Source organism: Formosa algae, from assembly GCF_001439665.1.
Lineage (GTDB): Bacteria > Bacteroidota > Bacteroidia > Flavobacteriales > Flavobacteriaceae > Formosa > Formosa algae.
On record NZ_LMAK01000062.1, the window covers coordinates 1 to 26,226 of the forward strand.

Genomic DNA, 26,226 nt, shown 5'->3' on the forward strand with positions numbered 1-26,226 from the left:
CCCGGTGTTATAATATTTGCATTCAATTTAAACGGATACGAATTTAATACCGCCACAATATCATCGCTCATGGCTTGCGAACCGGAATCATCTTGCTTTATATCTATATCAAAACTTTCATCGTCGTCTCCATCGTAACCTATCATATCTATATTATAAACTCCTAGAATAGCATCTCCATTTGTTTCTGCTAGTTCAGCATAATATTTAGACCCAATTAATCCTATTTCCTCTTCATCCCACAACGCATAAATAATAGTATTCTCTGTACATTGTTCAGATAATAATCTTGCTATTTCTAAAATTGTGGCTACACCACTAGCATTATCATCTGCACAATAGTCGGCTACAGCATCATAATGTGCACAAATCATATAAATCTGTTCTGGGTTGGTTGTTCCTAATTGTGTTGCTATAACGTTTCGCCTCCCCTCATTATCATTCATAAGTTGATAGGTCACAGTCGTGTTTTCTAAAGCTTCAAATCGCTCATAAATATATTCTGCTGCCAAATTGTTATTGTCTTGCTTTCGGTTTAAAAGCGTTACTGTATTACCTCCAACCACTGTAGAAACTTCTCCCGAAAACTCTCTAACCGTAAGTGAGAGCGAATCTAAATTTACCGCATTAATAATATCGGTAACCGATTGGCCATAAGACCATGCCATGCTAAACATAGCAAAAAGTAGACTTAAATGTAATTTTTTCATAAGAGACACAAAAGATGAATAAAGTTTTAAAGATAGAATAATAAAACTTTTCAAAAGTCTATTCAAGATTTGGAAGTTCTGAAAAACACGACATTAAAAATGTGATTTTCACAACAAATTTTAAACTTTCAGACTTTAGAGTGTAACAATTAACATAAAACGACGTTCTAATAGCATTCATCAATCAAATCAATCATCATGTTAAAACAATTCTTCATACTTTGCTCTGGAGCAGATCAAAGTATTTTAAAATCTTGCTCCAACGGCGAACAAAACAAATATGCTGGTATTGGTGCTACTGTATTTTTTACGGCACTAATGGCAAGCATCGCAGCAGGTTTCGCTTTACAAATGGTATTTAATAATCTTGTTTCTGCTATATTTTTCGGTATTATTTGGGGGCTACTTATTTTTAATCTAGATCGTTTTATAGTGTCTACATTAAAAAAAAGACAGTCCTTTTTAAATGAATTCTTACAGGTTATTCCTAGGCTACTTCTCGCTTTAATTATAGCGATTGTTATTTCAAAACCTTTAGAATTAAAGATCTTTGAAAAAGAAATTAATCAAGTCTTACTAACGCAAAAAAACGCATTAACTCTAGCGAATCAAGATCAGATTGCAAATCAATTCAATCCAGAAATTGAAGCGTTAAATTCTGAAATTGGTATACTAAAGTCTGAAGTAGACACAAAATCGGCAGAAGTAAACACTTTGTATAACACCTATATCACAGAAGCAGAAGGCACCAGCGGAACCAATAAGTTAGGCAAAGGCCCTGTTTACAAAGAAAAACGAGACAAACATGATGCGGCATTAGCGGCATTACAAGATTTAAAAATAAAGAATTCAGATAAAATAACGACTCTTGAAACTAAAATTGAAACACTTAAAAGCACTTATAATACTCAGGTTGCCAAAACACAGCCTATAATTGATAATTTTGACGGAATTATGGCTCGAATTACAGCATTAGGCACATTACCGTGGTTGCCTTCCTTTTTTATATTTCTATTGTTTTTAGCTATAGAAACAGCTCCAATATTTTCTAAATTATTATCTCCAAAAGGAGCATACGATTATAAGTTGGAAAATGAAGAATCTGCTATAAAGAGTTGGGTCGATCAGCAAATTTACGAGCGTGAGCGTATAGTAAGTACAAATGCTACAGTAAACGATAAAGTGTATACTGATATGGCTAATGAAGATGAATTTTATAAATTTAAAAAGCAAAAAACTAGAGAACTTATGCAGTTTCAAGCTGATGCATTTTACAAGAAACAGAAAACATTTTTATAATAAACAAACGGGCTGTAACATCATATTACAGCCCGTTTTATATATACTATTAAAACGCTTTAATTACAGCTTCTTCACATATTTAGTGATAATCACAATTTGCTGACTTCCAACTTTACCTTCAATGTATTCAGCATTCTCATGATCTAAACGAATGTTTCTAACCGCAGTTCCTTGTTTAGCAACCATACTAGATCCTTTTACTTTTAAATCTTTAACTAAAACTACAGAATCTCCTACTTCTAAAACCACACCATTAACATCGCGATGAATAATTTTAGCACTTTCATCTTCATGTTCTCCAGTTGCACGAGCCAAAGCCATAGCCTCATCATCTAAATACATCATATCTATTAAATCTTTTGGCCAACCCTCTCCACGCAGACGTTGTAACATTCTCCAAGACATAATTTGTACAGCAACATGCTCGTTCCACATACTATCGTTTAAACAACGCCAGTGGTTCACGTCCATATCTTCATTTCCTTCTATTTGTTGCAAACAGGTGTTACACACCAAAACACTATTATCTACATTTTCGTTTAATGAAGGCGGTATTACATATTGTTTTAATTGATCTTTTGATCCACATAATTCGCAACTAGTATTACTGCGTTCTTCTAACGTTTGGAGTACACTCATGATTTTAATTTTTAGCTTCGCAAAAATACGGTTAAAAACGAATTACAACAAGTGAATTTAAACTGTTTTACAGACTAGAAGTACTTTAAACAAAAAAGCGGTATTTAGATCTCTCTAAATACCGCTTTAATTATAGTCTACACAACTGTTTATTTTGAAAGTCCAAAAGGATCTTCTATTTTATATGCAGGTTCTGTAAACCATTTTGGTCCAGATTCGGTCATATAAATATGATCTTCTAAACGAATACCAAATTTTTCTGGAACCACAAGCATGGGCTCGTTACTCACACAAATACCTGGTTCTAAAATAGTCTGATCTGTTTTTACTAAAAATGGCCATTCATGAATATCTAAACCAATACCATGCCCTGTTCTATGTGGTAATCCTGGTAATTTATAATCTGGCCCTAATCCGTTTGCTTCTAATGTTTCTCTTACAGCTACATCTATAGAACCACAGGTTTGTCCTAATTGTGCTGCATTAAAGGCAGAAAACTGAGCTTCACGTTCTAAATTCCAGATACGACGTTGCTCATCTGTAATATCTCCATACACATAAGTTCTTGTTATGTCTGAGATATAATCATGAAGCATACAGCCTGTATCTATTAAAACCACATCGTTTTCTTCTAAATCTTTTGGTGTTTTTACACCATGAGGAAACGAAGTATCTACACCAAACAAAACAATACAAAAATACGAACCGTTAGGAGCACCGTAACGTTTATGTGCTTCATGAATAAAATCGACTACCGTTTGAGCTGCTATTCCTGGTTTTAAAATTCGTGCTACAGCCTTATGTATTTCCATGGTAATATCCATAGCGGTTTGCATGATGGCTATTTCTTCATCAGATTTAATCATGCGGCATCCTGCAGTAATAGCTTTTGCATTGACTAATTTAAATTCTGACTGACAATTTAAAACACCATCAATAATAAAAAACGGCGTCACTTCATCCATGGCAATATTACCTTCTGTAATGCCATTCTCTTTTAAAACCGTTACGAGTAATTCAAACGGACTTTCATGCTCTTCCCAACCATGAACAGGTCCTTCAAACTCCATAAAGTCTAAAATTGTACCTTCTTCAAAATATGGTGCGATATAATGAATTGTACCATCTGCTAATAATAACGCTCCAACCATACGTTCGCTAGCACTCCATTTTGTGCCTGTAAAATAGTATAAATTAGTACCTGCATGTAAATATACTGCCGACACATTTTCTGTAGCCATGATTTCTAAAGCGCGTTTAATACGTTTTGGATAAGCTTCTTTTCCAATAGGCTTAGCCAAATGTGCTTTAGATTCTATGGCAGCTAATTCTGCTTCAATGGTCGAACCCCCAACTCCTAATGTCATCATCCTTTATTTGTTATTTTTCATTATTAATTCAATGTCTTCTATTTCTATAGGCATTGCTTCTGTTAAATTGCGATTACCCTCTTCGGTAATTAGATAATCATTTTCTAAACGACATCCAATACCCTCTTCTGGAATATAAATTCCAGGCTCGCAAGTAAGTACCATTCCTACTTCAAACGGTCGTGAATACAAACCTACATCATGCACATCTAAACCTATGTGATGTGCAGAATTATGCATATAATACTTTTTATATAATGGCTGTTCTGGGTCTTGATTTGCAACTTCATCAGCATTTAACAATCCTATTTTAATTAATTGTCCTTCGACCAATTTCCCCATTTGCTTTTCGTAATCGGCAGAAATTGTACCTGGTTTTAATAATTTAGCACCTTCTTTTAAACAATGTAAAACAGCAGAATACACGTCCTTCTGACGTGCTGAAAAGACGCCATTTACAGGAAAACATCTTGTTGTATCACTATTGTAATTGGCATAACATACTCCAAAATCCATAAGGATCAGGTCTCCATCTTTACAAACATCATCATTAGTATTATAATGTAAGGCACAGGCATTTTTACCTGATGCAATAATGGGCTTAAAGGCATGACGCAACCCTCCAGATTTTGTTAAATGATAAATATGTTCTGCTTCAATTTCATATTCCATTATCCCTGGCTTAGTTACTTTTAGTGCACGTTTAAAACTTTCTACACTAATATCTGCAGCGTGTTGCATTAAAGCAATTTCTGCTTCAGATTTTATTGGTCGTAAATCACGAGTTAATTGTGCTACACGGTGTAAGGTATGTAATGGATATTTTTCTTTAATCCATAAAATCATACGGTCTTGTTGCGTTTGTTGATTAAGTGTTACACGTTTAACATGTTCATTATGTCCTAAGTAAATACCATCAGCCTCGAATGCCATAAGCTGAAGTAATTTCTCGAAATCCTGATTCCACTCTACACGATCTATTCCTGAAATTTCAGTAGCCTGTGCTTTGGTTAACTTTTCTCCATCCCAAATTTTAATTTGTTCAGATGTTTCTGTCACAAAAAGAATTGCTCTATTTTCGGACTTTACCGCATCTGGATATAGGACTAATACAGTCTCGGCCTGATCTATTCCTGAAAGATAAAACAGATCGTTATTTTGGGTAAACCCCATCATATCGTCTGCATTATTATGTTTTATATCGTTAGACGTTAAAATGGCAATAGTATTGGGTTCCATTTTAGCAGTAAAACGTATTCTGTTATTTATAAAAAGGGAATTTGAAATTTGTTTATATCTCATATTTAAGTGTTCTATCCGGATAAAAATCATCCAAATTTAATGTTATTTTAATAGCTAAAGTGTATTTTAATATAGTTTACAGTATTCACTTTTAGATTGTGCAGCACTAATTATATAGGCCTAAAATACTAAAGAGCATCTGTAGTTTGTGTGTTATTTACTAATCTTAAAATCCCAAGTGGATTAGCATTTTGCAATTCTAAAGGCAATAAATGATCTGGCCAATCTTGAAAACTAAAAGGTCTAACCCATCGTTTTATAGATTGTGTACCAACGGCTGTAAAACGACTATCTGTAGAGGATGGATATGGCCCACCATGAACCATAGACGGACAAACTTCGACTCCTGTAGGTACACCATTAAAAATAATGCGTCCAACACGATTTTGTAATGCACTTATAATACCTGGATGCGCATCTGCTTCTTGGTCTGCTGCAATTAATGTTCCTGTTAACTGCCCTTCTAATTTAGATATCACAAGCTCTAATTCCTCCAAACTACTACAAGCAACTACCATAGAAAATGGACCGAACACCTCTTGGTGTAAGTTTATATTTTCTAAAAATGTAGAACCAGCTACACTTACAACTGTTTGTTGCGCATAATTAGGTTGTACTTCAGATTTATATACTGCCGCAACAGTAATACCATCTTGCTCTAAAGCTTTTTCTTTATTCTTTAAATAAGCTCCTTTTATGTTAGGATGTAACATACAAGTTGGTTCAACTTTTACAATTTCTTGAGAGAGTACATCAATAAATGTATCTAAATCTTCACCTGCTATCCCTAAGATTAATCCTGGGTTTGTACAAAACTGTCCCGTACCTAGTGTTATTGATCCGGCATATGTTTTCGCCCATTCTGTTCCTTGCTCAGACAACGCTTTTGGTAATAAAACCACTGGGTTGATACTGCCCATTTCTGCAAACACAGGAATAGGTTCTTCACGTTCTGCAGCCAAATCGTATAACGCACGACCACCTTTAATACTTCCTGTAAACCCAACAGCTTTAACTCCTGCATGTTTTACCAATTGCTGCCCCACTTCTATACCACTACTATTAATATTAGAAAACACACCATCTGGCATATTGGTTTTCTTAGCCGCTTTAATGATTGCTGAAGCCACAAGCTCTCCTGTTCCGGCATGCATAGGGTGAGATTTAACGATTACTGGGCAACCTGCTGCAAGAGCTGCTGCTGTATCTCCGCCAGCTGTAGAGTATGCTAAAGGAAAGTTACTCGCACCAAATACCACAACAGGACCTAATCCCCTATACATTTTACGTAAATCGGGTTTTGGCATTGGTGAACGTTCGGGCTGTGCGGTATCTATTGCGGCTTCTACCCAAGCGCCTTCTTCTACTAAATTTGCAAAAGCTCGTAATTGTCCAATAGTTCTTGAACGCTCTCCCATGGCACGACCTTCTGGCAAACCGGACTCTTTACAATAGGTTTCTATTAGAGTGTCTAAAGCTAAAATTTCATCTGCAATAGTATTTAGAAATTCTGCTTTTGCTTTTCCTGATATTTTAGAAAAATGCTTAAAAGCCTCTGTCGCTAAAGCTACTGCTTGGTTTATTTCTTCTGAAGTTGCCTCTGTAAAAACGGCATCGTTATCTGTATTGGTTTGCGGATTAAAGGTTTTGTATGTTTTTGTTCCTATTGCAGATGCTGTAAAACCAATATAATTTTTTCCTGTAATCATTATTTTTATTTTTTGAATTATAAACACACATTTAGCAACGCCTTACCTTTTATTTAAGTAATACTAAGTTTAAACACCTGATTATAGAGTAATAAGGAAAATTGTTGTGTTTTATAATTCGGTTTTATATGTGTTAAGGATTGAGGCTTTGTTTGAGCTCTTTTTTAAGGCATTAAAACCTTAAAAAAAGCGAGTGCCGAAAGCCTGACCCGCTAGGGTAACACCCAAATCCTTGTTTAATAAACAAAGCTACTTAGGAAATTAGATTTTATGGTAATTTTTATTATCCACAGTTAATATAAAAGTATCCATTTATTGAGTTTTTAGAATATTTTAGAATATTATTTGCGTAATTTTAAACGCGAAAAAGAAAGTTAAACATGAAAGTTTTACCGTTTAAAATCCCTAAACCACAACAAAACGCACTTGTTTTTCAGGACGATTTGGATGTTATATTTTATGATAAACTACACCAACATGAAGAAATACAGCTTAGTTTGATTGTTTCGGGAGAAGGTTCTTTAATTGTTGGCGACACAATAAACCATTACGAAACTGGCGATATTTTAATTATTGGAAGCAATTTACCACATGTATTTATAAGTGATGAACACACTACGAAACCGTCGCATATGATGACATTGTTTTTTACAAAACATGCATTTGGTCCACATTTCTTTGATTTGGTTGAACTTGAAGCTTTAGAACCTTTTTTTAAACGTGCCGAACAAGGATTTAAAGTAACCTCTAAAAAAAAACAGGTTACAGATTTATTTTATGCGCTTAAAACAAGTTCTAAATTAGAGTGTTTTATTATTCTAATTCGGCTTTTACAAACCACGGCTACAACGGCATTTGAAAGTTTATCGTCTTACAGTTACGATAAACGGTATACGGATAATGAGGGAAAACGCATGCGAGATGTGTTTGAATATACCATGACACATTTTAATCAGGATATTACTTTAGAAACGATTTCTGAAGTGGCTGTAATGACTAAAAATGCATTTTGTAAATATTTTAAAAAACGAACCAATAAAACGTATTTTCAGTTTTTAAATGAATTACGGATTGAACATGCATGTAAATTGATTGTAAAAGACAACGATTTGTCTATTTCTGAAATTGCATATCGTTCTGGATTTAAAAATATTTCTAATTTTAATAGACAATTTAAAAGCGTAAAAGGCGGTATACCTTCTGCTTATAAGCGCCGATAATGCATCTATGAAATTGAATACATTACAACGTTTCTCTTAGCTTTTTAGGTAATCCTTTAACGACTAAATCGTAAGAATGATCAATCAATTTTAATACTAAAGGTGTATCTAAATCGCCTTTATTTAATTGTAATGTATTCCAATGTTTTTTATTCATGTGATACCCCGGAAGTATATTTTCGTAATGGGCTCTTAAATATTCTGCTTCTGTAGGATCGCATTTTAAATTCATGGTGGGCTGTCCCTCTTCCCAACTTTTTAATGAGGTTAACAAAAACATCTTCCCTTGCACTTTTAAAACTAAGGCATTATCATCAAACGGAAACGTTTCGGTAACGCCTTTCTTTTTCAAGCAATACGCATAAAGCTGTTCTATATTCATCATAATGTTGAAGATTTACCAATATATCCTAAATGTGTATGCTTAAAACTATCGTTATATTTTAAACCGTAACCACATACGCGATCGAACGCAGCATGACCAAACATAACCACACCGGCTAACTGCAAACTCTCTATAGTAAAATAGCTACCAGCCGAAAACAACAAAATGGCGACTCCTTTATGATGTAAAACATTATAAAACAGGGCGCCTATTTTTGTATTAAAAATATAACCTATACAACCTAAATCTGGTAAAAAAAACAAGACCAAGTACCACCACCAACTAAAGGATAATAGACTGAATAGCCAAATAGATATTCCGAATAATGCTATGTCTTCAAGTTTTAATACGGTTTTCATGTCGTTTTAATATTCTGTTGAATTTAAAGATATGTATATTAAAACAAAACGATAAAATTTACGATGTTATAACTTCGTACAACATGGGTTTACTTGGTGTAGCATCATTTTCAAAAGGGGCTATTTGCAAATTTAAAAAGTAAGTGCCGTCCTGAATAAAATTCTGAACATAAATTAATTCTGTAATGGTAGCTTGTTTTCTAACGCTTCCTTTGGTATTCCAAAATGCATGATGAGCTAGCAACTCGCCACCATCTTTTTCTTTATCTAAACTGGGTAAGTCTACCAATAAATGCTCTACTCCTTTTTCGCGTAAATATATGGCAGCATCTTCCATAAGATAAGGTGGATTACTGTGCGCATAATCTTTATTTAATTTCTCTAAAGTATTCGGAATAGTTCTTATAATAACCGCTTTACGTTTTTTGTTTCCTAGGGCAAACTGAATTTGTTTTTTAGAAATCACAAAATCGTCTTCGCATTTTTCAACAGCAACGGTAATCACTTCCGCTAAAAAGAAAAATTGTTTTAAACTGTCGTTTACCGAATTAAAATCACGTGTTAAATACCCAACGCATTCTGTATGTGTACCATGAGCATGCGGGTTAAAGGAAATATTATTAAAGTTGAATGCAGCACCTTCAGATACACGAGCAGAAAACCCGTCTTCGTCTTTTACAGGTTCCATTTTTGGTGGCTCTACATACCAAGCAGACACATTTGTATGCGATCCGCGTAATGGAATAGAAATATCTATAGGTTTTGTGAGGTCTATTTTATACTTTTTAGAATTGGTTTGAATACTTGCAATCATGTTAAATACTATTTTTTAAATCTTAAATAAATGAGACGCAATGCCATCACTTAAAAATTTTCCTTTATTACTTATTTTAAGAGTATCACCGTCAAGGTACAATAATTCTTCTTTTAAATATTTATCTGATTGTGCTAACAGATAAGCTTTAAAATCTGAACCAAATTGGGTTTCTATAGTCTGTAAAGACACGCCCCAAATGGTACGTAATCCGGTCATAATATATTCGTTATATTTATCGTTATCAGATAAATTTTCAATTTCACTTGGCAATGTTTTAGATTGAATTGCCTTTATATATTTTGAATTATTAGCGATATTCCAACTTCTAGATTCGCCTGTAAACGAATGTGCAGAAGGGCCAATACCTATATACTTTTTACCTTGCCAATAGGCTGAATTATTAACACTAAAATATCCAGACTTTCCAAAATTAGACAATTCGTAATGCTGAAACCCATGAGCTGTTAATTGCTCGATTAACATATGAAATTGCACTTCTGCTTGTGCTTCATTTACATTTTCAATTTTTCCTTTTTTAATTAATGCATCTAATGCCGTTTTAGGTTCTACTGTTAAGGCATAACTTGAAATATGCGGAATATTAAAATCTAATACTGTCTGTATGTTGTCTTGCCATTGCTTATGAGATGCTCCAGGAATACCATAAATTAAATCGACCGAAATATTATCGAAATATTGGGTAGCCAAAGTTAAACATCTTTTTGCTTCATCTGCGTTATGTGCTCGATTCATAAGTTTTAAATCGGCTTCAAAAAAAGATTGTACACCTATACTTAACCGGTTAATTTTACTTTTAGAAAGCTCTATTATTTTAGATTCCGATAAATCGTCTGGATTGGCTTCGAGTGTAATTTCCGGATTTTCAGTAACCGCATAATTTGTAAATACAGCATTTAGAATACGATTAATTTCATCTAGAGATAAGACACTTGGCGTACCGCCTCCAAAATAAATAGTAGCCACTGTGTTGGTTTCAAATTCTGTTTTTCGTAATTCTAATTCTAGAATTAATGCATCTATTAATTCATCTTTCTTTTTCAAGGATGTAGAAAAGTGAAAATCGCAATAAAAACAAGCTTGTTTGCAAAACGGAATATGAATGTAAATGCCAACACCATCTATAGTTGTAGTAGAATGGGGCTCTAGATTTAAACTCATTTCTTAATCTGTTTTACTCCGGATTTAATGGTGGTTTTTTTGGCTGTAGGCGATTTAACCCGCGATTCATTTTGCTTAACAAAACTAGCCCAACCGGTATAGTTTTTACCGACTTTTACGCGACCTTCATTATAAAAATGACACACAGCTGCTGCAAGTCCGTCGGTAGAGTCTAAATTTTTTGGAAGTGTTTTTAATCCTAAAACACTCTGAAGCATTTTAGCTACTTGTTCTTTACTGGCATTTCCATTTCCGGTAATGGCCATTTTTATTTTTTTGGGGGAATACTCTGTAATTGGAACTTCTCGAGATAAACCTGCCGCCATGGCCACACCTTGTGCACGACCAAGCTTAAGCATACTCTGTACGTTTTTACCGAAAAAAGGCGCTTCAATTGCGATTTCGTCGGGATGATGGGTTTCAATAAGCTCTATAGTCCGTTCAAAAATAAGCTTTAATTTCAGGTAATGATCGTCGTATTTTTTTAAATCTAATTCATTCAATTGCAGAAAAGTCATAGTTTTCCCCACAACTTTTATTAGTCCGAACCCCATAATTGTGGTTCCGGGATCAATCCCTAAAATAATACGTTCTTTACTCATTAATTACAATAATAACATCCGCTCAAAGATAAGGAAATGCCAACTGTAAAGGTAAGTATACTGCCATTAAAAGCACCAAATCCGGCTGAAGTTGGCGAATAAGTCTCTACATCTGTAAACCCATGAATATAAGACACATCAAAAAATACAGACGAGTTTCCGTTAAGTCTATACAAGATTTCTGTGCCAATTATCACATTAAAATAATTCTGATCCGTATCATACGGAGTGTTTAAAGGTCTTACAAAAGAAAATCCTGGACCGGCATGAACTTGGAATTTTAATTTTTTAACATCGACTAAACCTACAATATCTGTATAATCGTAAACCCCTTGAAGATTAAGACGTGTGTAGTTAATTTTAAAATCAGACGAACTGCTTTCTCCTTTTAGACGATTAAACCCAAGATCGAATTTAGCACCAAGTTCTTCTGTAAACATATATTGTGCTCCCACATTTATGGTTGGTAAATTCAGACCTTTACTCGTGAAGGACTCTGCAAATCCGCTTTCGGAAGCTTGATTGAGACCAATACCCAACTCAAAACGCAATACATCTTCTTCAATTTGAGCAGATCCGTGAGTAGAACATAGAAATAGAAAAATAACGAGTACCGTTAAATATTTTTGTTGTTTTAAAATAGAAGACATCTTATAATAAAAGGTTTAATTTGCAATATGCACACCAAAGCACATACTTTTAAATCTTATCAATTCTTAATTTATCTTGTTAAGATAAGCATAATTGCTTTTAGTTTTTATGCGATATACCATAAACTATTTAACAACAACGATTTATCGAATTCCGAATTTAAAACAAATATATTAACGAATAATTTATTTTCTTTTCAATTCATTTTGATTATCACAATGTTATCCCTGTTAAATTGGTTTTTTGAGATTTTAAAATGGAAACATTTAGTACAATCTGTTAAATCTATACCTTTTAAAACGGCTATAGAGCAAACTTTAGGTGCACATACTGCCTCTTTATTTACTCCAAATCGCATTGGAGATTATGGTGCAAAAGCCTTGTATTTCGCATCGGAATTAAGACCAAAAATTGTAGGATTAAACGGTATTGGTAATTTGGCACAGATGCTAATTACCACTATATCAGGAAGTATTGGTTTATTTTTTTTCTCTTTAGAATTTCCTTTACATTTTAATATAAACGCTTTCAGTTGGTCCCACTATGCCATATTTGGGTGTATTGGCATTATACTTTTTATGGTATTAAAACAGTTTGAAACGCCTAATGTTTGGGTTTCAAAAACAATTGCTTTTTTACGCTCCATATCCTTGTCTTTATTTTTAAAAACATTACTCATTTCGGGAATACGCTATTTTATATTTTCATTTCAGTTTTATGTATTATTACAATGGTTTCATACCGATATTAGCTACTTAAATGCTATGATGTTAATATCTAGCATGTACCTTTTAGCTTCTATTTTACCTAGTGTGTTTATTTTTGATGTTGTAGTAAAAGGCAGTATTGCGGTATATTTATTTTCGTTTTTTAATATTCCAGAATCCATTACCTTAAGTTGTATTACCATTATGTGGCTTTTTAACGTTGTGTTACCAAGCCTTATAGGCAGTTATTTTGTATGGAATTTTAAACTCCTAAAATCTTAATTCATGATTATTTTTAGTATTATTATTCTTATACTTTATACAGGATTAATCGGAAGCTTATGTTATGGTTTTACTAGAGTGAAGCCTTTTAAAGCTGAAGTCACTTCTAGTTTTACAGGCTTTACTATTATAATTCCGTTTAGAAATGAAGCTGAACATTTACCAGAATTATTGCACTCTATTTCTAAATTAAATTATCCTAAAAATCGGTTTGAAATTTTATTAATAAATGATGGTTCTGAAGACGTTTCTGAAACCATCGTTACTGAGTTTATTAATACTCAACCAGAGCTACATGTCTCATTACTTCAAAATAAACGCGTATCTCAATCACCCAAAAAAGATGCCATTAGTCTTGCTATCTCTAAATCTAAATACGATTGGATGATAACTACAGATGCCGATTGCGTATTACCAAAAACTTGGCTAAACACTTATAATAGTTTTATACAGCAGTATAAGTCCTGTCTGTTTATTGTAGCACCAATAACTTACCTGACGACTCCAAAATTTTTAAATATTTTTCAGTGGTTTGATGTGATGAGTTTACAAGGCGCTACCTTAGGTGGGTTTGGAATTAACATCCCATTTTTATGTAATGGAGCCAATTTAGCCTACACAAAAGAGGCTTTTTATAATGTAAATGGTTTTGCCGAAAATGATACCATTGCTAGTGGCGATGACATTTTTTTACTTGAAAAAATAAGTCATCAATTCCCTGAAAGCGTACGCTATTTAAAATCTAAAGAGGCGGTAATTTACACACATGCACAACCCACAATTTCAGATTTAATAAGTCAGCGTATACGGTGGGCATCGAAAACAAAAGCGTATAAAAACAACTTTAGTAAAATTACGGGACTATTGGTTTTAAGTATGAATGCACTCTTGGTTTGCTTATTTATTTTTATGTATTTTGGCTCTATGTCTCTCGGTCATTATTGCTGTATATTATTTATAAAATGGAGTATTGACTATGTGCTTATCTACCAAAGTGCCACATTCTTTAATCAGAAAAAAGAATTAAAATGGTATGGTCTAGTGGCCATAGTATACCCAATATTTTGCACGTATGTCGCCGTAGCATCATTTTTCACATCGTACACTTGGAAAGACAGAGTATTTAAAAGTTAATTTACTTTAATAATAATAGGAAGCGTAAATTCCGAATTCACTTTTTGTCCGCGTTTTATAGCTGGCTCAATAACAGGCAAACTATCTAAACTAGATGTAATTAAAAATTTAATATTCGGAATTTCAGCTTGAGTAAGCGAATCGACCTCAAAGTGCAACAAGCTTAGATCGCCAAGATCTGAAATCTTAAATTTTATAAGTATAGTATCTAAAACATCATGATTTACAATGATGCGCTCAGCTTGTAAACGTTCTAGAATTACAGCAGATAAGGTTTGCTCAAAACATAGTTTATTATCCTGTTGCGTACTTGAAAATTCGCAGGAAGAAAAGGTTGGATATTCATCGACTTCATTCCATTTAAACGATTTTAATTCTTCATTTAAGATGGCCTCTGTAGATGTTTTTTTCACCTTTAAATCGTCGCAAGCGCAAAGTAATAGTAATGCAAGAATAAATACAAAATGCTTCATAGTACAAGATGAAAATCGAAAATACAATATTTTTAGTATTTAATCCTTTTTACAGTACAATTCTTAAACCAAAATGATTAATAATGAAAGCCTTCTGAAAATTTATTCGTTTTATAAAACAAAAAAACCGAAGTGATTAGCTTTGGTTTTTTTGTTTAAATTCTATTTTTTATTCTTGCACTTGGAATACTATAGGTAATGAATACTGCACGGTAACGGCCATTCCTTTTTGTTTACCTGCTTGCATTTGTGGCAACTGACTAAGCACGCGAATAGCTTCTTCTTGGAATATTTCATGATCTGCTCTTGCTTTCACGTCCAACACATTACCTTTTTTATCTATTTTAAACATAGTATTTATACGCTGAAACCCTTTAATATCTTGCTCTTTCCCTAAATCTGTATTAAAATTCTCTCCTACAAATTGAGAAATTTTGTTTGACATACATTTCTTTTGTTCTTCTAAAGATAAACCTTCACAACCTGGATATATAGGAACTTGCTCTACAACACCAAAAGGAACCTCTACATCTTGTACTGCATCGGCTAAATCTGGATTTGTAAATCCGTTTGGTGTGGTTAACACTAGTAACGATTTTAATGCCGCATCTTCTTCATCTGAAATATTGCCTTTTGCAGCAATAGATTCTTTTAAGATTTCGATATTCTGTAAAATATCGCTCCGGTCTACACTACCTTCTAATGGCGTTCCAGACGTATTGCTATCTTTATCGCAAGACGTATACAATAACATACTACACACCATAGGAATAAGCAAAGCATACTTTAGTAAATGGATTTGTTTTGATTTTGTTTTTGTTAACATAATGATTCGTTTTTTGATTAATGATTGTTTAAAAAATGGATTGATGAATGAAATATGATTGACATCGAAAACTTGACTAAGTAAGTTTTGATAATAGGTCGCTTTATCTTGTTGCTTTACAACCAAAGCATCTGCGATATATTCGTGAAGTGTAACCATTCTGTTCTGATACATATACACTAATGGATTAAACCAAAATAGGATACGAAGTACTTCAAAAAACAATAAATCTGCACTGTGTCTCTGTCGCGTATGTATACTTTCGTGAGTTAAAATGGTTTTATAACTTTCTGGAGTAATAGCATCTCCTAAAAACACATAATTAAAAAATGAAAAAGCTGCCGAACTATTTTTAACAGTCACAATTGTGAGTCCGTTTAAAGTTTGCTTTTCACTTGAAAAAATGGTGCTGATAAGTTTATACATTTTTACTAAAAACAAACATGTTGCAACACAAATCCCCACATATATAATAAACTCCCACGACCAAAACGAACTGCTATTTTTAAGATATACAGTAGGTAATAATTGAGTTTCTATTTCTGTACTATCTGGATTTAAAATTACAGCAGGAAGTTGCACAATATATTGTTGTGGCAAAACGTTCTTAAAGGCTTCAATCTTTATTAAAGGCAATACAAATGCAGCTATTGGTGTAAACAACAAATAAAACCGGTTCCAGTTAAAAAAGGTTTCGCGTTTTAAAAACAAATCGTAAACCATTAAAAAGAATAATTGAAACGCTAAAATTTGTAAGATATAGTGCAACATAATTATTTATTTTTTTCGATTTCCTTCATCATAGCTTCTAAATCGTTTAAACTAACATCATTCTTCTTCACGAAAAATGAGACTAGACTTTTAAATGACCCTTGAAAATAATTATCAACCAATGTATTTAAAGATTGGTTGCTATAGTCTTGTTTAGATATCAACGGAAAGTAAATATGTCCTTTCCCCTGTTTTTCATAATCTACAAACCCTTTACTTTCTAAAATACGCACTATGGTAGATACGGTATTATACGCTGGTTTTGGTTCTGGTAATTCTTCTATTAAAGCTTTTACATTGGCATGTTCTAATTGCCAAAGCACTTGCATAATTTCTTCTTCTGCTTTTGTTAACGCTTTCATTCAACTAATTTTTTAGTTTAACATAAAACAAATATAACTAATATTTTAGTTTGAACTAATTTTTTAGTTAAAAAAAACAATTAATAAAATATGTAACTTCGCTGCACACTTAATTGATAACACATGGACATACTATTAATTATTCTTGGTTTTATATGTATGGTTATAGGTTTGCTAGGCAGCTTTTTACCGGTATTACCTGGGCCACCAATATCTTGGATTGGTTTATTATTTTTGTATTTAACCAGAACTATACCTAACGATTGGACTTTTTTAGGCATAACTTTAATTATTGCTATTGGTATAGCCATTTTAGATTATGCCATACCAGCCATGGGCACAAAAAAATTTGGTGGAAGCAAATTTGGTGTTATTGGGACTACAGTAGGTTTAGTGGTTTCAATGATTTTTCCTGTACTTGGTTTTTTTGGAATTATTATCTGGCCTTTTATTGGCGCTTTTGTTGGAGAAATGATTTACAAAGCCAACCATAAAACAGCAATGAAAGCTGCATTTGGTTCCTTCTTAGGTTTTATAACGGGGACGTTTTTAAAGTTTATAGTCTCTGTAGTGTATTTTGGACTATTTATAAATGAATTCTGGAAGTATAAAGCCGGTTTCAGTTTGTTCTAAAAAAAAACCTTAAAACGAGAGTTCCAAGGTTTTTTTATTGATTTGCTATTATCAACAATTAATTGCATGAGGGATTAATTAATCATATATCTGTTTGATACTATAACAAAGATAAGAACTATTATTTGATATCTGTTACGGGAAAACCTTACTTTTTGCATTTTTTTGCGTTTTTCATGCTTTTTTTTGCCCGTTTAAAGAGTCAAAGTTAGATAAAGCCTAATTTTTTTGCTTCTTTAATTAAAGATTCGTCTTGACCGTCTTCAATATTAAATATGACTTTAAGTTGTTTTTTACGTTTTTCAACTCCACTTAAAGACAAATCGATATGCTCGGCTAAATTTTTGGTTTTAATACCTTGAGATAATAAATACAGAATACGTCTATTTTTATCGTCTAAATAAATATCCGACGTTAGTGTTTGTTTTAAATACTTGCTAACTGTTCCGCTATAAAATGGCGGATGATTTAATATGGCTTGAAAAGCACTTGCTAATTCGCTAGATGTTAAATCGCTTTTTATTAAAAATCCTTCTGGATTAATGTCTTCAACTATATTATGTATACGGTAGGTTTCGTTAAACATAGTTAGAATGACAATCTTAGAATTTGGCAATATTTTTCTGGCATGTCTTGCCAAATCTTCACCACTTGTAAACAGGCCATCTGCAGACGGAGGCATTTTAATATCTATAAATAACACATCGTATTGTTCTTCCCGTCTAATACTAGATAACATGGCTTCTATAGATTCATCGCAATTATTTGCAGTATCTATTTGTAATTCTTGATCGGGTTTCTTAGTAGATAATAATGTGTTTTGATACCCTTCTATAATCATGGGGTGATCGTCTGTCATCAATATTCTAATAAGTTCTTGCATATTCTTTGGGGCTTTTTTTATTTTAAATTGGGGTTCTTATAGATAATATTGTCCCTTTGTTTTTTTCTGATTTAACTAATAGAAAACCTTCTATTTCATGGACTCTGGATGTCATATTTTTTAATCCAATACCTTTTTTCGATTTAGAAAAATCAAAACCTATACCATCATCTTCAATATCTAAACAAATATCTGTTTCTTTTGTATAAAAATTGATATAGATATTATTTGCTTCTGCATGCTTATAAGTGTTTTGAAGGGCTTCTTGTATAATTCTATAAAAATGAATTTTAGTTTTATTAGAAATATTGTCCCAATTTATTTTGTCTTCATATTTTAAATGACACATTAAATTGTAGGCAGAGGACTGTTTTTCTAATAATGTTTTTATGATATCAATATAACCAGAATTTGCGACAAAGTCAATATTTAAATCATGAGACACCTTTCTAATTTCTAATTCTATCGCTTTTAATTCTTCTATATAATTACTTCTGGATTTTATGGCTTGATCATCTTTACTTGTATTTAAACTATCCAAACTTAAACGTGTTCCAAAAAGGCGTCCTAAAATACCATCGTGTAACTCTTCAGAGATGCGTCTTTTTTCTAAGGTTCGTGCTTCATCTATTTTATCTTGTTGGGATAACATTAAATTATAAATCTCTTCATTGGCATGTTGTTGCAATTGTTTAAACTCTAAAGATTTGTTTTTAGACCTTTGGGTTACAATTATGTATATTAAAAACGAACTTACTAATAACACTAGAGATAGTAACATAAATAAAAGACGCTCTCGCGTTATTCTCGCATTTTTTAATTCTATCTCTTTAGTTTCGTAACTAATTCGTGTAAACTTATTTCGTATAGACCGTTCTACTTTCTGTAGACTATCGTTTAATTGGATGTACTCTTTATAATATTTTACAGCTTCACTGTCGCTTTCTATTTCTGATAAGAGTAATAATGATTTTAATAAATCGTCGTTGTGGTATTCATTAGATATATCTTTTGCTACATGTGCATAATATTTAGCTGAATCTTTTTGATTTTTATCGTTATAAAACTGTGCCAAATGCTGATTGATAATAATAGAATTATATCTAGCACCAATAGAATCGCAGATATGTAAAGCTTCTAAAAATAAATCTGGCAAGTCTATCTCGTTATTACTTAAATAGCGAGTATGTGCATAATTATCTAAAACTAAAGCGTAAAAATCTGGACGTCTTTGCCTTAATTCTGGTGTACTTAACACATCTTCGTAATAACTTAAGGCAATATTGTAGTTCCCTGAGTTTTTATAGGCCATTGCCAAATTATTAAGAGAATTATCTATGGTGTTCTTATTGTCTCCCTCGATATTTCGCTTTAACTCTAAGGCTTTATTATGATAATCTATAGCATCATCATACTGTTCTAATTGATCGTAAACCAGACCTAAATTATTATATAAATAAGCTTTCTTTCTAATAATTTTATCCTGTGGCGGAAACGAATCTAGAAGTTGTATACCCTGAAAAGAAGAGACTTCACTACCAACAAAATCTTTTTCATTTTTTTGTATAATAGCAATACTTAATAGCATAACAGATCTATTAAAAGCGTCGTTTAAGGTGTTATAAATTTTCTCTGCTTTATCGTAGTAGTAATATGAGCTGTCTGATTGTCTGCTATAGAAATAATTACCACGAATGGCGTATATATTTGCTAAAGATTTAAGATCGTCCATACGTTTTGCTTGGCGTATGTTAAAACTGTTTGTTTTTAAAAACAATTCATACATATGCTCTTCTTCATATAACGCCGCTAAGTAAATTTGACTCTTCAAAATTAAGGAGTCAATCTTAAGATCGTACGCTAATCTTTCACTTTGTATAGTAAATGTAAAACGCTGATTATAGGTGTATAATTCGCTATTAGATGCTTTCTCTAACAGTAAATTTATAGAGTCCAGTTGTTTTGCTTGTGCAACCATTTGCAAGCAGTAAACAAAACTAACGCAGAATAAAATGTTCTTTAAAATGATTGAAATTATTTATCTTAATAATCTCAAATGTATCTATATTTTTTGATTTTTCACAATACAAAAAGCCCTTATCTTTTCAGATAAGGGCTTTAAATTAAAAGTTTTTAAGACTAGTCTCTTTCATCTACTCCACCACCAGTGAAAGTAGTTGCTTCAACCTCATCAGATCCAACTAGTACATCGTCATCCAATTCTTCATTTACACAAGCAGTTAATGATCCAAATAATACAAAAGCGAATAAAGTAATTTTTAAAAATTTCATAAGATTAATTTTTTAGGTTATTAAGGTTTAAATGGTTTTTAAATAAAAATGTAAAGACATATATCTATACATTAACAATCATAATTATGATAAAAAAAGTCACAAGGAGGCCTTGACACTAATTAACATCAACTAAATGAATTAGTTACAGCCAAATATATATTAATTTTCCTATAAAAACCAAATTTTTCATCGTTAAAAAACAGTATTAATCGTTGAAATACGTTAAATTTTAACATTTAGCATGATTTTTGGCTCATTTTAGAGTAAAAAGCACCCTAGAAATTAAAAATTGAGGTCTATTTTTTTGAAATTGAAAAGTGGAGAAGACACAAAATGAAACTCAATTTTAGAATTTAGTATAGAAAATAATGGTAAATCTTGTAGAATGATATAAAATAAAAAAAACGAAGTCTATTTACCAGAAAATACATGGCATAATAAACTGTTAATAAATACTTATCTTTTTAAGCGAATTGTACTTGAATATACTTATTGATTACATTTGGATTAAAATTGAAACATATAGCGTTCATTACTATAAATTAATTATAATATTTTAGCCCCTATTTTATATACACATTGGAAGACCAAAAACAACATACTAAATCCTCTAAAAAGCATAAGTTTTTTAAATTTTTAAAGATATTCTTTATTGTCTTTTTTGTTTTAATTCTACTCATCCTACTTTTTATTAGAAGTCCTTGGGGACAAAACATAATAGTTAATTATGCCACAACGTTTGTGTCTGACAAAACCAACACAGTTGTTAACATAGATAAGCTATTTATAACTTTTGATGGAGATATTAAATTAAAAGGGCTGTATTTAGAAGATACTAAAGGAGACACATTGTTATATTCAAAATCTGTAGAAGCAGATTTACCACTTTGGCCTGCCATAACAGGAAAAGGCATTGGGATTGAAACATTAACTTGGGAAGGATTCCGTGCAAATATTGTTAGAAAAGACTCTATAAGTGGTTATAACTTTCAATTCTTAATTGATGCTTTTGCTACTACAGATACACTTGCTGTTCCAGAACCGGAAGTAGAAAGTGATCCGTTAAAAATTATAGTTGGCGACATTCACCTTAAAGATTTTGACATCGATTTTAATGATGACGTGCTTGGAATAGAAAGTAAAACAAAATTAGGCATACTCGATTTAGAATTTGATACCTTCGATTTAGATGCTATGGATTTTAGAGTCTCTGAAGCTTTAATTTCTAATTCAGACATTACCTACAGGCAAGCTCCTACTCCACCATCTACAGACACCACAGCCACAACATTACCTTACCTTTATATAGACGATTTTAAAATTGAAAACGTAAAAGTAGATTACAACGCTATTGCAGATGGTATGACACTGCGTACCAATATTTCAGATTTCTATATTGAAGAGGCAACCATCGATTTACCTAAAGATAAATTTGACATTGATGAAATTGGACTTAAAAACTCAGAAATTGCAGTTTTAACAACTGCTACATCTACTGAAATAGATACTATTGAAACGACTACATCTACATTTTCTTGGCCAGACTTAAAGGTTAAAATTAATAAAGTAGATTTGGAACAGAATGCCATACAATATACAGTTAACGAGGCAAAACCCATAGCAAACAACTTTAACGCAAATGCTATCGTTTTAACTAATTTCAATTTAAATATCCAAGACATTTATCTTCAAGATAAAACAGCAGGTTTAAATCTAAAGATTTTTTCTTTTATAGAAGGTTCAGGATTACATCTTAAACAAGGCGAATTAAAGTTTGCTGTAACAGATAATATGCTGAATATAGAAGATTTAAAAGTAGCTTTAAATAACAATAAAATTCAAGGTAAAACGCGTTTAGATTTTTCAACCATGTCTGCTTTAATACAAGCTCCTGAAACTTCAAAATTAGATTTAAAACTCCCCGTTATTCAATTAGATGTTGCAGATGCCTATCGTTTTCAACCGGATTTAAAAACAAATCCGTATGTAGATAGTTTAAGTCAGAAGTTAATTACTGGACAAATTTATGCGATTGGTTATGTATCTGCTATAACCTTAGAAAACACTAAAGTGAATTGGGGGCAAGCTACACGCATGTCTACATCGGGAGTCATTGAAAATGCAACAGATCCTGATCTACTCAAATTCAACATCTCAAATTTTAAAGCAGAAACGGTAAAAACAGATGTACTTAAATTTATAAACGAAACAGACTTAGGTATAAACCTTCCAAAAGACATTGCTTTACAAGCAAATTTAAAAGGCACTGTTAACAACCTAGAGACCAAAGCCAAATTAAATACCTCTCAAGGTATAGCAAATCTGGATGCTAGCTATACAGATATAAACGGACTCGATTTTACAACCGATTTAACTATTGAAGAGTTTAAACTTAACGAACTCTTATTAAACGAAGAATTAGGAGCACTCAGTCTATCGGTAAAAGCCAGCGGAAGTGGTAAAAACATTAATACTTTAGATGCAAAATTAGAAGCTATGATTTCTAATTTTAAAATGAAAAATTACGAAATTATAAACCTTCCTATTAACGGAGAGATTGAAAACGGAGTTGGAGATATTAGTTCTAATTACAAAGACAAGAATATAAATGCAGAACTACAAACACATGTTATTTTAGATAGTATTTCTCCAGAAGTTAATGCTAATTTAAATATTATTGGAGTCGATTTACTTGCTTTAGGTGTTGTAAACAAAGACATCCGTGCAAGATTAAATCTAAATGCTAATTTTAAAGGAAATGCAGATAATTTTGATCTAACAAGCGCTGTAGATGAAGGGACTATTGTTTACGACAATAAAACCTATTTACTTGGCGACCTAGTTGCTAATGCCCATGTAGATACAGACTCTACTTTTGTTAGCGTTACCAATAAATTATTGAATTTAGAACTAGCGTCTAATGCCAATCCGCAAACTTTTAGCAAAGCTTTAGAACAGCATATTTCAAGTTATTTTGCTTCAGATTCTATACAAACGGATACTAATAAACCTGTTCGTTTACAATTTAAAGGAAAGCTTAGTGACGATCCGATTTTAACCGACTTATTCCTTCCTAATTTAAAGAATATTGACACGGTAGATATTGCAGTCGATTTTAATTCATCTAAAAAACTCTTAGATGCAAAAATGCTAGCACCACATATTAACTACGGAGGAAACGAAATTGACAGCTTAGCATTCACATTTAATTCCGACCCCGACACGTTTAAATTCGACTTTGGTTTTAAAGCCATTAAAGCCGGTCCAATCTATTTAAAGCGTACACAATTTAATGGGAATGTGTTAGATAAAGAATTAGATTTAAATATGTATGCGTACGATGGCGAAGCTGTGTTAATGCAATTAAAATCTAAAATTAAAAAGGAAGACGATAACTTTACAGTTCATATTTTACCAGATAATTTTATTGTAAATAAATCGGTCTGGGAAATTCCTAACGACAATTTAATCACTTACGGAGACGACAGCATTATCTTTAATAATGTTAATTTCTCAAAAGCCAATCAATCTATTTCCATCACCAATGGTGAGGCTACTGAAACAGAAACTAATGATATATCTATAAACTTCGACGGGTTTAATCTCAACGAATTTTTAACCTATCTAAACCCAGAGCAGGAATTAGCACAAGGGGTTTTAAATGGTAGTTTTACAGTGCAAAATCCATTTAGCAATCGTGGGTATTTAGCAGATTTATCTATAAGTCAATTTAACATATTAAACACCAATTTTGGAACACTAACCTTACAAGGTGATTCTGAAAGCAGTGCCCGATACAATTTTAGCTTGGCTACTAAAGAAGGTGATGTAGATTTGGATATAACAGGAGATTATACGGCTTCAGAAACCAACTCTAATATTAATGCAGTTGTAGATATAAATGAATTTAAAACAAAAGCACTTGAAGGATTATCTTTAGGCGAAATCACAGATGCGACAGGATCTTTTAATGGACATTTTGAAATTAATGGTGCTTTAGATGCGCCACAATACAGTGGGAATTTAGTATTTAATTCATCGCGATTTAAAGCCACAAAACTAAACAGCTACTTCGAACTACCAAACGAAACACTAACTATAGACAATTCGGGCATCAGTATGACCGACTTCACAATTAAAGATGAAAACAATAATACTTTTGTGCTTGGTGGTTTTATAAATACAGAATCGCTTATAAATCCAAAATTCGATTTAAAGATAAAAGCAGACAATTTTCAACTCTTAAATGCCAAAAAAGAAGACAACGATATGTTATATGGTTTCCTAGCTTTTAAAGCACAAGGAACCATTAAAGGCGATTTAAACGTACCTATTGTAAACATTAAAGCTGGAGTAAATCCAAAGACAAATATTACTTATGTTATGCCGTCTTCTACAGTGAATATTGAAGATCGCGATGGGGTTGTACTTTTTGTAAATAGAGATAATCCAGATGCTATTTTAACACGAAATCAAGAAGATATTACAACCGTTACTGGCTTCGATGTTAATGCCAATTTCTCTATTCCAAAAGAAGCAAAAGTAACTTTAGTTATCGATAAAAATACTGGAGATAATTTTATGACTTCCGGACAAGGAAACTTTCTCTTTAATATGGACACTAACGGACGTATGAACCTTTCTGGAGTATATACTGTTTCTAGTGGGCATTACGAGATGAGTTTGTATCAACTTGTAAAACGTAAGTTCGAGTTAGTTGCAGGTAGTCAGGTCACTTGGTCTGGCAATCCGTTCGATGCCAATTTAGATGTTCAAGCCTTATATAATGTAGAAACTTCTGCATCTGCTTTAATGGCTGCTCAAATCTCTGGATCGAGCAGTTCTACTCAAAATGAATTTAAACAAACCTTACCTTTCGAAGTGTATTTAAATGTAGATGGCGAGCTTATGCATCCAAAAATCTCGTTTAATCTAGATATGCCCGAAGAAGACCAAGGTGCAGTTAGCGGACAAGTATATGGGCGTTTACAACAGGTTAATCAGCAAGAAGGAGAATTAAACCGCCAAGTATTTTCACTACTCGTCATGAACAGGTTTTACCCAGAATCTGGTAGCGATGGTAGTGACGGAGGTTTTGCATCAATTGCTAGAGATAATTTAAACGACGCCATTTCAGATCAGCTTAATATGTTTTCAGACAAATTATTAGGAAGTTCTGGCGTAGAACTCGATTTCGGATTAAATAGCTTTACAGATTATTCGGGAGACTCTTCGCAACAACGTACACAATTAGAAGTTGCTGCTCAGAAAAAACTGTTTAACGATCGTGTAATTGTTCGTGTTGGTAGCGATGTAGATATTGAAGGAAGTAGCGCATCTGGTGAAGAAACACCACTTATTGGCGATGTAAGTTTAGAGTATTTAATTACACCTAGCGGAAAATACAGATTGAAAGCATTTCAGAAAAACGAATTCGAATCGGTTATAGACGGACAAACTATTGTAAGTGGATTGGCTTTAATCTTTACTAAAGAATTCAATAAGTTTGAAGAATTATGGTCGGCATTATTTAATTCTGAACAAGAGAAATCTAGAGCCAGACGCAGACTAGAAAAAGAAGAAAACAACGAACAACAGGAAACAACGAAATAAAT

General features: G+C 32.5%; 23 protein-coding genes. 6 read left to right on the forward strand and 17 right to left on the reverse strand.

Annotated features, from left to right (window positions below; translation table 11 throughout):
* On the reverse strand, window positions 1-710 hold a 710-nt coding region (locus AST99_RS12935), incomplete at its 3' end, for a M28 family metallopeptidase (protein WP_157486388.1).
* A 198-nt stretch (window positions 711-908) separates the two neighbouring features.
* On the opposite strand from AST99_RS12935, the gene AST99_RS12940 reads away from it, so the two are divergent.
* A complete protein-coding gene (locus AST99_RS12940) occupies window positions 909-2,009 on the forward strand; it encodes a DUF4407 domain-containing protein (protein ID WP_057782278.1) in 1,101 nt (366 codons plus the stop codon).
* Window positions 2,010-2,072: 63 nt separating this feature from the next.
* On the opposite strand, the gene AST99_RS12945 is transcribed toward AST99_RS12940, so the two are convergent.
* The 4 genes from AST99_RS12945 to AST99_RS12960 all read right to left on the reverse strand — a co-directional run bounded on the left by AST99_RS12945 (window position 2,073) and on the right by AST99_RS12960 (window position 7,032).
* Window positions 2,073-2,651: a PhnA domain-containing protein gene (locus AST99_RS12945; RefSeq protein WP_057782280.1), complete on the reverse strand. Its 579-nt coding sequence runs from the start codon at window positions 2,649-2,651 to the stop codon at window positions 2,073-2,075.
* 149 nt (window positions 2,652-2,800) lie between these two features.
* Window positions 2,801-4,021, reverse strand: a complete 1,221-nt coding sequence (locus AST99_RS12950) for a M24 family metallopeptidase (RefSeq protein ID WP_232301623.1) — start codon at window positions 4,019-4,021, stop codon at window positions 2,801-2,803.
* A 3-nt stretch (window positions 4,022-4,024) separates the two neighbouring features.
* On the reverse strand, window positions 4,025-5,323 hold the full coding sequence (locus tag AST99_RS12955; RefSeq protein WP_057782284.1) for an aminopeptidase P N-terminal domain-containing protein: 1,299 nt from the start codon (window positions 5,321-5,323) through the stop codon (window positions 4,025-4,027).
* Between the two features lie 128 nt (window positions 5,324-5,451).
* Window positions 5,452-7,032 carry an aldehyde dehydrogenase (NADP(+)) gene (locus tag AST99_RS12960; protein ID WP_057782285.1) on the reverse strand — a complete coding sequence of 527 codons (1,581 nt, stop codon included), beginning with the start codon at window positions 7,030-7,032 and terminating at the stop codon, window positions 5,452-5,454.
* Window positions 7,033-7,412: 380 nt separating this feature from the next.
* Here AST99_RS12960 and AST99_RS12965 point away from each other — a divergent pair, with 380 nt between their 5' ends.
* Window positions 7,413-8,252 carry an AraC family transcriptional regulator gene (locus tag AST99_RS12965; RefSeq protein ID WP_057782288.1) on the forward strand — a complete coding sequence of 280 codons (840 nt, stop codon included), beginning with the start codon at window positions 7,413-7,415 and terminating at the stop codon, window positions 8,250-8,252.
* Window positions 8,253-8,274: 22 nt separating this feature from the next.
* Here AST99_RS12965 and AST99_RS12970 read toward each other — a convergent pair whose 3' ends face one another.
* The 6 genes from AST99_RS12970 to AST99_RS12995 are packed head-to-tail and all read right to left on the reverse strand — an operon-like array spanning window position 8,275 to window position 12,244.
* A complete protein-coding gene (locus AST99_RS12970) occupies window positions 8,275-8,634 on the reverse strand; it encodes an MmcQ/YjbR family DNA-binding protein (protein ID WP_057782290.1) in 360 nt (119 codons plus the stop codon).
* Window positions 8,634-8,996 carry a DUF4260 domain-containing protein gene (locus AST99_RS12975; RefSeq protein ID WP_057782292.1) on the reverse strand — a complete coding sequence of 121 codons (363 nt, stop codon included), beginning with the start codon at window positions 8,994-8,996 and terminating at the stop codon, window positions 8,634-8,636. Before AST99_RS12975 ends, AST99_RS12970 begins: the two co-directional genes overlap by 1 nt.
* 58 nt (window positions 8,997-9,054) lie before the next feature.
* Window positions 9,055-9,810, reverse strand: coding sequence for a cyclase family protein (locus AST99_RS18785; RefSeq protein WP_057782294.1), 756 nt, complete (start codon window positions 9,808-9,810; stop codon window positions 9,055-9,057).
* A 15-nt stretch (window positions 9,811-9,825) separates the two neighbouring features.
* Window positions 9,826-10,992 carry a radical SAM family heme chaperone HemW gene (hemW, locus tag AST99_RS18790; protein WP_057782296.1) on the reverse strand — a complete coding sequence of 389 codons (1,167 nt, stop codon included), beginning with the start codon at window positions 10,990-10,992 and terminating at the stop codon, window positions 9,826-9,828.
* Entirely contained in the window at window positions 10,989-11,594 is a 606-nt protein-coding gene (ruvC, locus tag AST99_RS12990; RefSeq protein WP_057782298.1) for a crossover junction endodeoxyribonuclease RuvC, read from the reverse strand. The genes hemW and ruvC overlap by 4 nt, the downstream gene beginning before the upstream one ends.
* Entirely contained in the window at window positions 11,594-12,244 is a 651-nt protein-coding gene (locus AST99_RS12995) for an outer membrane beta-barrel protein (protein ID WP_057782300.1), read from the reverse strand. Before AST99_RS12995 ends, ruvC begins: the two co-directional genes overlap by 1 nt.
* 219 nt (window positions 12,245-12,463) lie before the next feature.
* Here AST99_RS12995 and AST99_RS13000 point away from each other — a divergent pair, with 219 nt between their 5' ends.
* Window positions 12,464-13,234: a hypothetical protein gene (locus AST99_RS13000; protein WP_232301624.1), complete on the forward strand. Its 771-nt coding sequence runs from the start codon at window positions 12,464-12,466 to the stop codon at window positions 13,232-13,234.
* Window positions 13,235-13,237: 3 nt separating this feature from the next.
* Window positions 13,238-14,368, forward strand: coding sequence for a glycosyltransferase family 2 protein (locus AST99_RS13005; protein WP_057782304.1), 1,131 nt, complete (start codon window positions 13,238-13,240; stop codon window positions 14,366-14,368).
* On the opposite strand, the gene AST99_RS13010 is transcribed toward AST99_RS13005, so the two are convergent.
* The 3 genes from AST99_RS13010 to AST99_RS13020 form a co-directional block, all read right to left on the reverse strand.
* A complete protein-coding gene (locus AST99_RS13010; protein WP_057782306.1) occupies window positions 14,365-14,841 on the reverse strand; it encodes a hypothetical protein in 477 nt (158 codons plus the stop codon). The two genes, AST99_RS13005 and AST99_RS13010, sit on opposite strands and share 4 nt — an antisense overlap.
* A gap of 169 nt (window positions 14,842-15,010) precedes the next feature.
* Window positions 15,011-16,438, reverse strand: coding sequence for a M56 family metallopeptidase (locus AST99_RS13015; RefSeq protein ID WP_057782308.1), 1,428 nt, complete (start codon window positions 16,436-16,438; stop codon window positions 15,011-15,013).
* A 2-nt stretch (window positions 16,439-16,440) separates the two neighbouring features.
* Window positions 16,441-16,800: a BlaI/MecI/CopY family transcriptional regulator gene (locus AST99_RS13020; RefSeq protein ID WP_057782310.1), complete on the reverse strand. Its 360-nt coding sequence runs from the start codon at window positions 16,798-16,800 to the stop codon at window positions 16,441-16,443.
* Window positions 16,801-16,923: 123 nt separating this feature from the next.
* Between AST99_RS13020 and AST99_RS13025 the strand changes: the two genes are divergently transcribed.
* A complete protein-coding gene (locus AST99_RS13025; protein ID WP_057782313.1) occupies window positions 16,924-17,433 on the forward strand; it encodes a DUF456 domain-containing protein in 510 nt (169 codons plus the stop codon).
* A gap of 208 nt (window positions 17,434-17,641) precedes the next feature.
* On the opposite strand, the gene AST99_RS13030 is transcribed toward AST99_RS13025, so the two are convergent.
* From AST99_RS13030 to AST99_RS18620, 3 genes are all read right to left on the reverse strand, one after another.
* Window positions 17,642-18,316 carry a response regulator gene (locus tag AST99_RS13030; protein WP_057782316.1) on the reverse strand — a complete coding sequence of 225 codons (675 nt, stop codon included), beginning with the start codon at window positions 18,314-18,316 and terminating at the stop codon, window positions 17,642-17,644.
* A 22-nt stretch (window positions 18,317-18,338) separates the two neighbouring features.
* A complete protein-coding gene (locus tag AST99_RS13035; protein ID WP_057782318.1) occupies window positions 18,339-20,294 on the reverse strand; it encodes an ATP-binding protein in 1,956 nt (651 codons plus the stop codon).
* 161 nt (window positions 20,295-20,455) lie between these two features.
* Window positions 20,456-20,608: a hypothetical protein gene (locus AST99_RS18620; protein WP_157486390.1), complete on the reverse strand. Its 153-nt coding sequence runs from the start codon at window positions 20,606-20,608 to the stop codon at window positions 20,456-20,458.
* Window positions 20,609-21,352: 744 nt separating this feature from the next.
* On the opposite strand from AST99_RS18620, the gene AST99_RS13040 reads away from it, so the two are divergent.
* Window positions 21,353-26,224 carry a translocation/assembly module TamB domain-containing protein gene (locus tag AST99_RS13040; protein ID WP_232301625.1) on the forward strand — a complete coding sequence of 1,624 codons (4,872 nt, stop codon included), beginning with the start codon at window positions 21,353-21,355 and terminating at the stop codon, window positions 26,222-26,224.
* The last annotated feature ends 2 nt before the right edge of the window (window positions 26,225-26,226 follow it).